The organism is Micromonospora sp. D75 (assembly GCF_018070405.1).
Taxonomy (GTDB): domain Bacteria; phylum Actinomycetota; class Actinomycetes; order Mycobacteriales; family Micromonosporaceae; genus Micromonospora; species Micromonospora chalcea.
The window spans coordinates 1-11,952 of the sequence record NZ_JAGPXV010000118.1 but is presented as its reverse complement, the minus strand read 5'-3'; the positions used below and the strand labels follow the sequence as shown (position 1 = coordinate 11,952).

Genomic DNA, 11,952 nt, shown 5'->3' with positions numbered 1-11,952 from the left:
TGGTGTTCCTGGCCGTGGTGCTGGCGCAGCTCGCGGTGCCGAACCTGCTGCGCCCGCACTACCTGCCGCCGGAGCGGGTCACCGTGCCGGTGACCGCCGACACTGTCAACCGGGCCCGCAACCTCGGCAGCATCACCGGCTCGCCGGTCGTCGGCGGACTGGACGTGCCGGGCGCCTGGGTCACCGACATCAGCCCGCTGCGTACCGCCGACGGACGGCAGCTCTCCGACGCCGTGTTCGGCACCTGTTTCCGCGACCCGCCGCGTACCGGCGCCACCGGCACGTTCGGCGACACCGCGGTCTGCCTCGGCAAGCTCGACCTGCACGTGGACCTGGCCTACCAGCCGAACCACCGGTTCTGGACGTTCCAGTGGATCGAGCTGGCGCTGCACCTCGGCGCGGCCGGTCTGCTGGCGGCGCTCGGCCTGTGGCACGTCCGGAGACGGGCCGGCTGAGCGGACGGGGGCGGCCGGTCCGGGCGCGTGGCGCGCGCCCGGACCGCCGTACCTAGCGCTTCAGCAGCGCGCGCAGCGCCTCGGCGATCTCGCCCGGCGCCTCCTCGGCCATGAAGTGCCCAGCGGTGGTGGTGCGGTGCTCCAGGTCCGGCGCCCAGGCCCGCCACACCGCCGCCGCGTCGTAACCCAGCGCGGCACCCCAGTCCTGCTGGATGACGGTGACCGGCATGGCCAGCCGCCGCCCGGCGTCCCGGTCGGCCCGGTCGTGCGCCACGTCGATCCCGGCCGACGCCCGGTAGTCGGCGACGATCGAGTCGACCGCCTCCCCGGAGGCCCGCAGGTACTCGGCGCGCACCTGCGCCGGCATCGCCGCCGGGTCACCCGCCCAGGCGTCGAGGAAGTGCCCGAAGAACGCGTCCGCGCTGGCCGCGATCATCTGCTCGGGCAGGCCGGGCGGCTGCGCCATCAGGTAGAGGTGGAACGCCACCGACGCGTGCACGCCGTGCAGCACGTCCCACATGTCGAGGGTCGGCAGCACGTCGAGCGACGCCAGGTGGGTGACCGTGTCCGGGTGGTCGAGGCCGGCCCGGACCGCCACCAGGGCGCCCCGGTCGTGCCCGGCGAGCGCGAACCGCTCGTGTCCGAGCGCGCGGGCCGCCGCCACCACGTCGGCGGCCATGGTCCGCTTGCTGTACGTGTCCTCGCTGGCAGCGGCCGGCTTGTCGCTGGCGCCGTAGCCGCGCAGGTCCGGGCAGATCACCGTGTGCTCGCCGGCCAGGTCGGCGGCGACGTGCCGCCACATCAGATGCGTCTGCGGGAAGCCGTGCAGCAGCACGACCGGGCTGCCGGAGCCGCCGACCGCCACGTTCAGCGCCACGCCCTCGGCGACCGGAACGCGCTGGTAGTCGAATCCCGCGATGGTGGTGCTCATCTCGATCCCTCTTTCGTCTCGTCGTACCTGACCAGCGTGGCGGCGCCCGATGAGCAACCGATGAGCGCGATACGGTGGCCCGGGTCGAGGAGGGGTCGGTGCCTGTCGGTTTCGGTGTGCTGGGTCCGGTCACGGCCTGGGACGACGCGGGTGAGCCGGTCGACCTGAAGGGGCCCCGGCACCGGGCCGTGCTGGCCCGGCTGGTCGCCGCCCGGGGCCGGGTGGTGCCGGTCGGGCAGATCGTCGACGACCTGTGGGACGACCCGCCGGCCGGCGCGGTGGGCGCGGTCCGCACGTTCGTCGCGGCGCTGCGCCGCCGCCTGGAACCGCGCCGTCCGCCACGCGAGGCGGCCCGGCTGCTGGTCACCGAGGGACCGGGGTACGCGCTGCGCGCCGACCCGGGCGCCGTCGACGCCTGGCGGTTCGAGGACACGGTCAGCGCGGCAGCCGACGCGCTGCCCCGAGCGGCGCTCGACCGGCTCGACGAGGCGCTGGGCTGGTGGCGCGGGCCCGCGTACGCCGACTTCGACCAGCCGTGGGCTCACGCCGAACGGTCCCGGCTCGACCAGATCCGGCTCACCGCCGTGGAGCGGCGGGCCGAGGCGCTGCTGGCGCTGGACCGGGCCGCCGACGCCGTACCCGATCTCGACGCGCACGTCGCCGCGTACCCGTGGCGGGAGGACGGGTGGGCGCTGCTGGCGTCGGCGCTCTACCGCGCCGGGCGGCAGGCCGACGCGCTCGCCGTGCTGCGCCGCGCCCGGGAGCTGCTGCGCGACCAGCTCGGGCTGGACCCCGGACCCCGACTGCGGCGGCTGGAGACCGACCTGCTGCGCCAGACCGAACCCGAACCGACCGGCGCGGCGCGCGTCTGGGCCGAGACCGCCGCGGCGTACGAGCGCAGCGTGGTGCCCGGCGCGCGGGCCCGGCTGGAGTCCACTGTCGGCCTGCTGCGCAGCCTCGCGGTGACCGGGCCGGGCGGACTGGAGGCCGCCCGGGACCACCGCGAAGCGGCCATCACCGCCGCCGAGCAGCTGGGCGACCCGGAGTTCACCGCGCGCGTGATCGGCGGATACGACGTACCCGCGATCTGGACCCGCTCGGACGACCCGGCGCAGGCGGCCCGGGTCGTCGCGGCGGCACAGCGGGCCCTGGCCGGGCTGGGCCCGGACGCGCCGGAGGCGACCCGCGCCCGGCTGCTGGCCACCGTCGCGATCGAGTCCCGCGGTACGACGGCACCCGGCCCGGCGCAGGCCGCGCGGGAAGCGGAGGCGATCGCCCGACGGGTGGCCGGCCCGGCGCTGCTGGCCCAGGCGCTCAACGGTGTCTACATGCAGACGTTCCACAGGGCCGGGCTGGCCGCCGAGCGGGACGGGATCGGCGCGGAACTGGTGGCGCTCGCCGCCCGGCACGGCCTGGCCACAGTGGAGATCCTCGGGCACCTGATCCGCGTGCAGGCGCGCAGCGCGCTCGCCGACTTCACCACCGCCGACGCGCACGCCGACGCGGCGGACCGGCTCGCCGCCCGGCACGAGAGCCCCCTCGTCGGCGTGTTCACCGGCGGCTACCGGGCCATGCGGACCGCCGCCACCGGCGCCGCGTACCCGCAGGCGGAGGCGGCGTACCGGTCGTGGGCGACCGGGCTGGCCGGCTGCGGGATGCCCGGCGTGGAGCGCGGCCTGCTGCCGCTGGCGCTGCTGTGCCTGCGGGTGTGGCACGACCGGCCCGCCGACTTCCCGGCCGACACCGACTGGGGCCCGTACGCGCCCTGGACGCGCCCGCTGCTGCTGCTCGCCGCCGACCGGCGCGACGAGGCAGCCAGGGCGTTGCGCCGCACCCCGGCGCCGCCGCGTGACCTGCTGCAGGAGGCGCTGTGGTGCCTCACCGGCCGCGCCGCTGTGGCGCTCGGGGACCGGGACGCGACGCTCCGGGCGCGCGACGCGCTCGTCCCGGCGGCGGGCGAGGTGGCCGGGGCGGGCAGCGGTCTGCTCACCGTCGGGCCGGTGGCCGCACACCTGGACCGCCTCGACGCCGCCCTCGAAGGGAGCGGCGACCGGGGCTAGGGTGCGGCGATGGACGAGCTGAGGCACCTGTTCCGGCGCGCCGCCGACCATGCGGCCGACTACCGGCTGTCGCTGCCGGAGCGGCCGGTCGGCGTACCCGTGGACCAGGCCGCGCTGACCGAGGCGTTCGCCGGTCCGTTGCCGGACGCGCCCACCCCGCCCGAGCAGGTCCTCGCCGACCTGGTGGCCGCCGCCGAACCCGGCCTGGTCGCCACCGCCGGTCCCCGCTACTTCGGCTTCGTCGTCGGTGGCGCCTCCCCCGCCGCCACCGCCGCCGACATGCTGGCCGTCGGCTGGGACCAGATCGCGTTCAACGCGGTCACCTCCCCCGCCGCCGTGGCCGCCGAGACGGCCGCCGGCGGCTGGCTGAAGGACCTGCTCGGCATCCCGGCGACCGCGTCAGTCGGCTTCGTCACCGGCGCGCAGGCGGCGAACACCGCCGGGCTCGCCGCCGCCCGCCACCAGGTGCTCGCCGACGCCGGCTGGGACGTGGAGCGGCGCGGCCTGCCCGGCGCACCTGCGGTACGCGTGTTCGCCGGGGCCGAACGGCACGCCACCATCGACAGGTCGCTGCGCCTGCTCGGCCTCGGCACCGACGCGCTGCACGCGGTGCCGACCGGCCCGCAGGGCGCGATCGACCCGGACGCCCTGGAAGCGGCGCTGCGCGACGCCGGTCCCGGCCCGACCATCGTCTGCCTGCAGGCGGGCAACGTGAACACCGGCGCGTGCGACGACCTGCGCTGGGCCTGCGACCTGGTCCACCGGTACGGCGGCTGGGCGCACGTGGACGGCGCCTTCGGGCTGTGGGCGGCTGCCAGCCCGTCGACCCGGCACCTGGTCGACGGGCTGGAGAACGCCGACTCGTGGGCCTGCGACGGCCACAAGTGGCTGAACCTGCCGTACGACAGCGCGTTCGTGTTCTGCGCTCGGCCCGACGCGCACGCGGCGGCCATGTCGCTCGCGGCCGCGTACCTCGTGGGTTCCGGTGGGGTGCCCGCGGGCGCGGACCTGACCGCGGAGTCCTCGCGCCGCGCCCGGGGTTTCGCGGTCTGGGCGGGCCTGCGGGAGCTGGGCCGCGACGGCGTCGGCGCGCTGGTCGAGCGGTGCTGCGCGCTGGCGCGCCGGTTCGCCGACGGGCTCGCCGGAGCCGGGTTCGAGGTGGTGAACGACGTGGTGCTCAACCAGGTGCTCGTCGGGTTCGGCGACGACGCGCGCACCGACCGGGTGGTGGCCGCCGCGCAGGTGGACGGGACGTGCTGGGTGGGCGGGACGACGTGGCGGGGGCGGCGGCTGATGCGGATCTCGGTGTCGAACGCGACCACGACGGAGGCGGACGTGGACCGGTCGGTGGCGGCCATCATCCGCGTGGCCCACCGGGACGGCGGCGACATGGTTCACTGAGGACGGTTACCGGCCGCGGCGGCAGTTGCCTGGCCGAACCGCTTCACATGCCTCGGCGGGGCACACACGCAGCGCGATCGGTTGGTAGCGTGGCGCTCACCACTGTCCCCTGGGGAGGGTCGTGATGTGGGCGGACGAGGCCGCGCTGGACGCGGCGGCACGCCGGCTCGACGAATGGGAGTCGTCCCTGGCCGACCGGGCGGCACGGGCCCGCGACCTGTCCGCCCGCACCCAGGCGCTGACCGGCACCGCGCGCAGCGCCGACGGTCTGGTCGAGGTCACCGTCGACTCGTCCGGGCTGCTCGCCGACCTGCGGCTGGACGAACGCGTCCGGCAGCACTCCGCCGCACACACCGCCCGGCAGATTCTCGCCGTCACCCGAGACGCCCGCGCCGACCTGCTGCGACGGCTCACCGAGGCCACCACCGCGGCACTCGGCGCGGACGACCCGGCCGGGCAGGCGATCGTCGAGTCCCACCAGCGGCGGCTCGGCCCCGACCCGGGCATGCCGGATGCCGCCCGGTGACGGCCTCCAGGTCGACCCGGACGACCTGACCGCCCACGCCGCACACCTCGGCCGCTACGCCGACAGCATCGACACCGCCCGGCAGGCCGGCCAGCACGTCCGGCTGGGCGCCGACGCGTACGGGCAGCTCTGCGCGATCATGCCGGTCCTGCTCGACGGTCTCCAGCGGACGCTCACCGACGGCATCGGCACCGCCGCCACATCGGTCCGCGACACCGCCGGGAAGCTGCGGTCGAGCGCCGAGCGCTACCGCGCCTCCGACGCGCACGCCGCCGACCTGCTCGACCGGGTACGGCAGCGGCGGTGACCACGAACCCACTGGTCGCCGCCGCGGCGGACTCCGGTCCGAGTCCCTGGGCCGGCGTGTGGATCTGCGAGGACATCGAACTCATCGCCCAGGGCGTCCGCACCGGCAGCTGGATCGACGGCAGCCTCGGCGTGGTCAGCGCCGGCCTCGACGCGCTCGCGCTCGTGTCCGACCCGGCCGGGGTCCTCCTCCAGTTCGGCATCGCCTGGCTCATCGAACACGTCAAGCCGCTCAGCGAAGCCCTCGACTGGCTCGCCGGCGACCCCGCCGAGATCACCGCGCACGCGCAGACCTGGCGTAACGTCGCCGCGTCCCTGCGCGAGGACGCCGCCGACCTGGCCCACGCCGTACGCACCGAGGTCGCCGGCTGGACCGGCGCCGCCGCCACCGGCTACCGCCGCTGGGCGAGCGAACAGCAGCAGGCAATCACCGGGCTCGCGCAGGGCGCCGAGGCGATGGCCGCGATCACCGAAGGCGCCGCCGGCCTGGTCGCGGCAGTGCGGCTGCTGGTCCGCGACGCCATCGCCGCCTGCGTGTCCCGCCTGATCGTGTACGCGGCCGAACTGGTCGCCACGGCGGGGCTGGCGACGCCGCTGGTGGTGGAGCAGGTGACGACGACAGTGGCGTCGTGGGCGGCGCGGATCGGGCGGTTGTTGCGGGGGTTGCTGGCAAGTCTGCGGCGGCTGATTCCGGAGATGCGGCGGCTGGGTGAGCTGATCGGCAAGCTGAAGGAGGCGCTGCGCCGCCTCTCGTCCGCCGGACCGGAGAAGACTCCTGGCAGCGGTGGCCCCGGGCGCCATAACGGTCACCCGACGAGGCCCCCGGACTTCGACCCGGGCAAGCAGCATGGTCCCCTCGGCGCCGACTTCCGGCCCGAGGTGAATGACCCTCGCGGCTTGTTCGACGACAAGGAAAGAGCGGTCGGTGACCGCCTCGCCGAGGAAGGGGACATGGTCCATCCACGGGAACGTGACGACAGCCTGTACAAGCTCAAGAATCCGGACTCGATGGTGCGGTCCGGTCCAGACGATCCCGGCGTGGTGACCGAATTCAAGACCCTCGACCGCTCCAGCAGCGAAGCCGTACGCCGTAACATCATGGCCGCCGGTAAGCAGGTCGACCAGACCGGCGGCGGCAACGCGGTCATCGACGGACGCCCGGTAAACCTGAGCGAGGAGGAGGCTCGGCGGGGTTTCGCACGAGCGCTGGGTCAGCACAGACAGCACGGCAGCGCCATGCCCGGCCAGGTCCGCATCATCCTCGGCGACAACCGAATAATCACGCTTCCCGACTAGTCTGGTGTCGCACATGTCGACTTTGGAACACATTTTTCTCCACGCTGCGGAGGAGCCGAAAGCGGTGGCCGACAGGATTGCCTCGGCGATCGGGTTGCGAGCTTCGATCGGCCCTGAGGGAGGCATTTATTTGAGCCGTCCCGCGCAGTGCGGCCCAGGCGGGGAGGTCGGCGGCGAGGTAGCCCGCAACTATCTCGCCTATCCCTCCGACGTTCCGGACGAGCAGTCGCTCCTGGACGCCTATGAGATCCTCTGGGATTTCGGGTACACGGGCAGAGACCGGGATGTCCAACTGCGTGAAGCCCGCCGCGTCTTCGAGCAGCTCTCCGCGGCGCGGCTGTGGCCGGCTGTGCTGGTGGCGGGCCTCGACACGCTGATCGCCGCCTGGGATCCGGATCTCGGGTCCACCTGGTTTCCCTCGGGGACGTCACCGGACGCGGTCGATCGGGACGCCTGGCAGGAGTATCTCGCCCGTCTCCGCCACTGATCGTGGACCCGTACGAGCTGGTAGAACTCAGGGATGCCGTGCCTGAGGAGAATCTCCCCGCCGGAGCGGTCGGTGCCATCGTGCGCGTGTTCCACCGCCCCGACCTCGCCTATGAGGTGGAGTTCGCCGATCAGGACGGCCGGCCCCTCAGTGCTCTGGCCCTGACGCCGGACAAGATCCAGAAGGTCGACACCACGGGTGGCGACGGACAGTCGGCAGCACAGTAGTGGCCGGCCTCGTCGTTCTGCGGCCCGGGGTCGACTGGACAGCGACCGGAGGGTTATTCGACTGGACCGTGGAGTTCCTGATCGCTCGGCTCACTGACAGAGACGCCGCAGCGCATCTTCAAGAGATCGTCGACAACAACCTCGGTTCATTCCGGTTGGATGACCTGTCGCCGGAAGCCCAGCGCGAGGTCGTCGCCCATTTGCGCGAGGGTCTGGTCGCGGCGGGTGAACAGCATCTGCCGGAGACAGCCCAGAAATCTGTTGTGGTGGCACATCTCCGAGAACTCGTCGCCGCGACTCACAGCTTGCCCGCGGAGTAAGGATGGTCGGAAAGGGCGACATGGGAATGATGGTGGCCGCCCGTCGGATCGAGGCTCCGGCGGACGAGGTGCGGTATGCGTTTGGTTTTGAGGACAGGTTCGATCGCATCCTCGTCATCGACCCGCAGACGTTGCAGGCACGAGTCGAGGACGACGACTTCAACGCCGCTGCCAGCGCCGTCACCGCCAAGATCGTCAATGCCTGGCGCGACCGGGGCGACTTCCCGGAACGCATGCTCGTCGCGAGCTAGCTGAGAAACCAACCACTCAGACCGGAGGAACCCCCTAGTGGCTTCATTCGACGAGTGGCTGGACGTCTACGAGGTCGTCTACCGCGCCCTGCCCGCCGAGTCCGACCACCAGTGCCCGAACTGCGGTCACCGAACCCTCCGGATGGTGTTCACCGGACCCCCAGGGGCCGGCTACGGCTACGCCTCCTTCTGGTGTGACACCTGCCTGGAGGGCATCCACGTCTCCCGGGCTCCGGTTCCCGCCGGAGTGACGGCCCGGTCCACTGCCGCCCCGATCGAGGAACGCACCAGGGGCATCCCCAACTACCGCCTGGTGACATAGCTGAATCCCGTCGGGAATCGGCTACGAGCCGAGGATCCCGCACTGCAGCCGGACGGTGACGCGCTCGGTCACCACGTCCACCCCGCCGAGAGCGTCGCGTACGTCGGCGGCGAACTCCGCACGTTGATGCAAAGTAGGCAGACGTTCAGCGGACATGGCGGAGAAGACACCGCCGACCATGTCGTCGACGGTGAGCGGCGCGTCGTACCGCACCGACGTCTCCTCGTACCGATATCCGGCCCCCACGAGCGCCTCCCGGTTGCGGCGACGCCCGTCCTCGTCGGTCTGGCATCTTCCGGTGACCGGGTGGCCGACCATCCGCTCCAGGCATCCGCGCAGCGCGATCGACCATTCGGTGTCCTGCATCCACAGGGGTTCGCCGTTGGTGACGACCGCGATTCCGCCGCCGGAGCGCAACAACGGCCGTGCCGCCTTGAACAGGGCGTCGCGGTCCATGAAGTGAATGGCGACGGCGACGGTCAGCGCACCGACACTCCCCTCGCCGAGCAGCCGGGACAACGCGGGCACGTCACCGTCGCCGCCGAGCATCCACGTGGTGTTGGCGGTCCCCTGGTCCAGGGCGGCACGCCGGGCGATGGCCAGCATGTCCGGTTCCGGGTCCATGCCGACGACAGCGCCCACCCGGTCGGCGAGCGGGATGCTCAACTGACCGGTGCCGCAGCCGAGGTCGACGACGGTGTCGTCAGGGCCGAGACCGAAGGCTGCCGCCAGCGCGTCGACCGCCTCGGGCGGATAGCCGCGCCGATGCCGTGCGTAGTAGGTCGCCACCTCACCGCCGAAGCCCGTCGCCATGCCGGCAGCCTGCCCGCCGCGACCGTCGCGAGGCCAGCCGTTCTGCTCAGGGCACGCTAACGCCCGACCGCCAAGCCTGTCCCCCGTGCGAGCTACCCGCAAGTGTCCACCGCACGGTGACGTTTCCCGGCCTGCGAATCCATAGCGTTCCAGGTGAACCGCGGCGCTCCGGCCGCGGACCTTCCGAAGGAATCGTCATGCGTGTGGTGAAGCAGTTCCTGGCCGTCGTCGCGGTCAGTGTCGTCGGCAGCCTGGCGGTCGTCGCGGCACAGGACAACGCCGGGCTCAGCCTGATCCTCGGCGTCGCGACCGCCGCGGCCGCGATCATGGTGTACGGGTGGGTGGTGCGCCGTACCGAGCGTCGCGAGGTCACCGAGCTGGCCCGGAACGGCGCGGCCGCCCGGCTCAACCGCGGGGTGCTGATCGGGTTCGCCATGTTCGCGGCGGTCATCGGCAACATCGCCCTCATGGGCGGCTACCACGTACACGGCATCGGCTCGGTGTCCGGCGCGGTGGGCATGGTCGGGTTCATGGCCGCCGCGGCGGTGACCGAGGAGCTGATGTTCCGCGGGCTGCTGTTCCGCCTGGTCGAGGAACGGCTCGGTACGTGGCTCTCGCTGCTGCTGACTGGCGTACTGTTCGGCCTGATGCACCTGCTGAACCCGGACGCCAGCCTGTGGGGTGCGACCGCCATCGCGATCGAGGCCGGGTTCATGCTGGCGGCCTGCTACGCCGCGACTCGAAACCTGTGGGTACCCATCGGCCTGCACTTCGGCTGGAACTTCGCCGCCGGCGGCGTCTTCGGCGTCGTCGTCTCCGGCAACGGCGAATCGGAAGGGCTGCTGGACGCCACCACGTCGGGTTCGACGCTGCTCAGCGGCGGCGGCTTCGGGCCGGAGGGCAGCCTCTACACGGTGGCTGCCGGGGCGGCGCTGACGGTGGTCTTCCTCTGGCTGGCGCACCGCCGTGGTCACATCGTGACGCGGCGCCGCCGCGCGGCCGAGGCGCCGGCGGAGAGCGTTACGGTCTCCTGATGATCACCCGACGGATGCTCCAGGACTCGTGGCGGCGCTGGCCCGTCACGGTCCGGGATCTCCCGCTCGCGCTGATGATCGCGCTCGCAGCAGTGACCCCACCGCTGCGCGGCATCGGTACGCAGCTCGGCGATCTGCCCGCCCGGCCGTTCGACGCGCTGACAGTGGTGGTGATCGCCCTGGAGTGCCTTCCGCTGGCGCTGCGCCGCAGCCGCCCGGCGCTGTCCCTCGCCCTTGTGTCACTCGGCTTCGCGCTCGACCAGGTACGCGCGTACCACACCTTCGCGGGCGCCGCGCTCGCCGTCGCGCTGGTGAGCGCGGGCGCCCACCTGGACCGAGGCCGCCGTACGACGGTGCTCGCCGGCTCCCTCGCGTACATCGGTCTGGCGGTCGTGCTGGATCGGCAGGGGTCGACCGAGGGGGTGGTCGGCTTCACCACGTTCTACCTGCTGCTGGCGCTCGCCTGGGGCACCGGGTCGTGGCTGCGGCAGGACCGCGTCGCCGAGGCCGAACGCCGCCGGCACGTCGCCGAGACCGCCCGCGCCGCCGAACGCGCCCGCATCGCCGGTGAACTCCACGACGTGGTCACCCACCACGTGACGGCGATGGTGGTGCAGGCCGAGGCGGCCCGCTACCTGACCGCCGCGCCCGACCGCCTCGACACCACACTGACCGCCATCACCGACACCGGTCGCCGTGCCATCGGCGACCTGCGGCTGCTGCTCGACGTGCTCAACCCCGACCACGGTACGGAGCCACGCGCCCCGTCGGTCGGCGAGCTGCACGCCCTGGTGGAGCAGACCCGGCAGGCCGGGCAGCCGGTGGAGTTCACGCAGCAGGGCGCCCCGGCGGAGGTGACCGGCGGCGCGGAGATGGCCGCGTACCGGGTGGTGCAGGAGGCGCTGACGAACGCCCTCAAACACGCGCACGGCCGCCCCACCGCTGTCCACGTACACCATGGAGACCGGGAGATCACGGTGGAGATCAGCACGGACGGCCCGGGCCCGCGCGCCGCGGGTCCGGGCGGAAGCGGACGCGGCCTGGCCGGGCTGCGCGAGCGCGTCTCGTTGCTCGGCGGCGAGTTCGACGCGGGACGCCGGGCGGGCGACGGCTTCGTCGTCCGGGCGCGCATCCCCACCGGGAGCGCGTCGTGACCACGCCGATCCGGGTGCTGGTCTGCGACGACCAGGCGCTGATCCGTACCGGATTCACCACCATCATCGACGCGCAGCCGGACATGGCCGCGGTGGGCGAGTGCGGCGACGGCCGAGCCGCGGTCGACCTCGCCGGCCGCCTGCGGCCCGACGTGGTGGTGATGGACGTACGCATGCCGGTGCTCGACGGCATCAAGGCCACCCGCCTGCTGGCCGGCGCGGGCATCGCCCACCCGGTCAAGGTGCTGGTGGTGACGACGTTCAACCTCGATGAGTACGTCTACGAGGCGCTGCGCGCCGGCGCGAGCGGATTCCTGCTCAAGGACGCCCCGCCGGCGCAGCTGCTGCCCGGCAGCCGCACGGTCGCCT

The 11,952-nt window shown here is 73.3% G+C and carries 15 protein-coding genes and 1 pseudogene; 14 read left to right on the top strand and 2 right to left on the bottom strand.

Annotated features, from left to right (window positions below):
- Positions 1 to 455: pseudogene (locus KBX39_RS10270) on the top strand (transmembrane transport protein); the annotation flags it as partial.
- Positions 456 to 507: 52 nt separating this feature from the next.
- On the opposite strand, the gene KBX39_RS10265 reads toward KBX39_RS10270, so the two are convergent.
- Positions 508 to 1,386, bottom strand: a complete 879-nt coding sequence (locus KBX39_RS10265) for an alpha/beta fold hydrolase (protein ID WP_210870204.1) — start codon at positions 1,384 to 1,386, stop codon at positions 508 to 510.
- Between the two features lie 98 nt (positions 1,387 to 1,484).
- Between KBX39_RS10265 and KBX39_RS10260 the strand changes: the two genes are divergently transcribed.
- The 10 genes from KBX39_RS10260 (at position 1,485) to KBX39_RS10215 (ending at position 8,582) form a co-directional block, all read left to right on the top strand.
- Positions 1,485 to 3,446 (top strand): BTAD domain-containing putative transcriptional regulator, encoded by a 1,962-nt coding sequence (locus KBX39_RS10260; protein WP_210870202.1) that lies wholly within the window; start codon positions 1,485 to 1,487, stop codon positions 3,444 to 3,446.
- Between the two features lie 9 nt (positions 3,447 to 3,455).
- Positions 3,456 to 4,847, top strand: a complete 1,392-nt coding sequence (locus KBX39_RS10255; protein WP_210870200.1) for a pyridoxal-dependent decarboxylase — start codon at positions 3,456 to 3,458, stop codon at positions 4,845 to 4,847.
- Between the two features lie 124 nt (positions 4,848 to 4,971).
- Positions 4,972 to 5,373, top strand: a complete 402-nt coding sequence (locus KBX39_RS10250) for a YbaB/EbfC family nucleoid-associated protein (protein WP_210870198.1) — start codon at positions 4,972 to 4,974, stop codon at positions 5,371 to 5,373.
- Positions 5,360 to 5,680: a type VII secretion target gene (locus KBX39_RS10245; protein WP_210870196.1), complete on the top strand. Its 321-nt coding sequence runs from the start codon at positions 5,360 to 5,362 to the stop codon at positions 5,678 to 5,680. The genes KBX39_RS10250 and KBX39_RS10245 overlap by 14 nt, the downstream gene beginning before the upstream one ends.
- Positions 5,677 to 6,975, top strand: coding sequence for a hypothetical protein (locus KBX39_RS33240; RefSeq protein WP_312247072.1), 1,299 nt, complete (start codon positions 5,677 to 5,679; stop codon positions 6,973 to 6,975). The genes KBX39_RS10245 and KBX39_RS33240 overlap by 4 nt, the downstream gene beginning before the upstream one ends.
- Before the next feature lie 13 nt (positions 6,976 to 6,988).
- On the top strand, positions 6,989 to 7,462 hold the full coding sequence (locus KBX39_RS10235) for a hypothetical protein (RefSeq protein WP_158560004.1): 474 nt from the start codon (positions 6,989 to 6,991) through the stop codon (positions 7,460 to 7,462).
- A gap of 2 nt (positions 7,463 to 7,464) precedes the next feature.
- Entirely contained in the window at positions 7,465 to 7,689 is a 225-nt protein-coding gene (locus KBX39_RS10230) for a DUF4926 domain-containing protein (RefSeq protein WP_158560003.1), read from the top strand.
- 68 nt (positions 7,690 to 7,757) lie between these two features.
- On the top strand, positions 7,758 to 8,009 hold the full coding sequence (locus KBX39_RS10225; RefSeq protein WP_233514759.1) for a hypothetical protein: 252 nt from the start codon (positions 7,758 to 7,760) through the stop codon (positions 8,007 to 8,009).
- A gap of 2 nt (positions 8,010 to 8,011) precedes the next feature.
- On the top strand, positions 8,012 to 8,260 hold the full coding sequence (locus KBX39_RS10220) for a hypothetical protein (RefSeq protein ID WP_233514758.1): 249 nt from the start codon (positions 8,012 to 8,014) through the stop codon (positions 8,258 to 8,260).
- A gap of 37 nt (positions 8,261 to 8,297) precedes the next feature.
- Positions 8,298 to 8,582, top strand: a complete 285-nt coding sequence (locus KBX39_RS10215) for a hypothetical protein (protein ID WP_210870194.1) — start codon at positions 8,298 to 8,300, stop codon at positions 8,580 to 8,582.
- Positions 8,583 to 8,603: 21 nt separating this feature from the next.
- On the opposite strand, the gene KBX39_RS10210 is transcribed toward KBX39_RS10215, so the two are convergent.
- Complete coding sequence (locus KBX39_RS10210) at positions 8,604 to 9,395, bottom strand: class I SAM-dependent methyltransferase (protein WP_210870192.1); 792 nt, start codon at positions 9,393 to 9,395, stop codon at positions 8,604 to 8,606.
- Between the two features lie 197 nt (positions 9,396 to 9,592).
- Here KBX39_RS10210 and KBX39_RS10205 point away from each other — a divergent pair, with 197 nt between their 5' ends.
- The 3 genes from KBX39_RS10205 to KBX39_RS10195 all read left to right on the top strand — a co-directional run.
- On the top strand, positions 9,593 to 10,429 hold the full coding sequence (locus KBX39_RS10205; protein ID WP_210870190.1) for a CPBP family intramembrane glutamic endopeptidase: 837 nt from the start codon (positions 9,593 to 9,595) through the stop codon (positions 10,427 to 10,429).
- Positions 10,429 to 11,583: a sensor histidine kinase gene (locus KBX39_RS10200; RefSeq protein WP_210870187.1), complete on the top strand. Its 1,155-nt coding sequence runs from the start codon at positions 10,429 to 10,431 to the stop codon at positions 11,581 to 11,583. Before KBX39_RS10205 ends, KBX39_RS10200 begins: the two co-directional genes overlap by 1 nt.
- Positions 11,580 to 11,952 (top strand): response regulator transcription factor (locus tag KBX39_RS10195; RefSeq protein WP_210870185.1); only part of this gene is annotated, 373 nt, incomplete at its 3' end. The genes KBX39_RS10200 and KBX39_RS10195, both read left to right, overlap by 4 nt.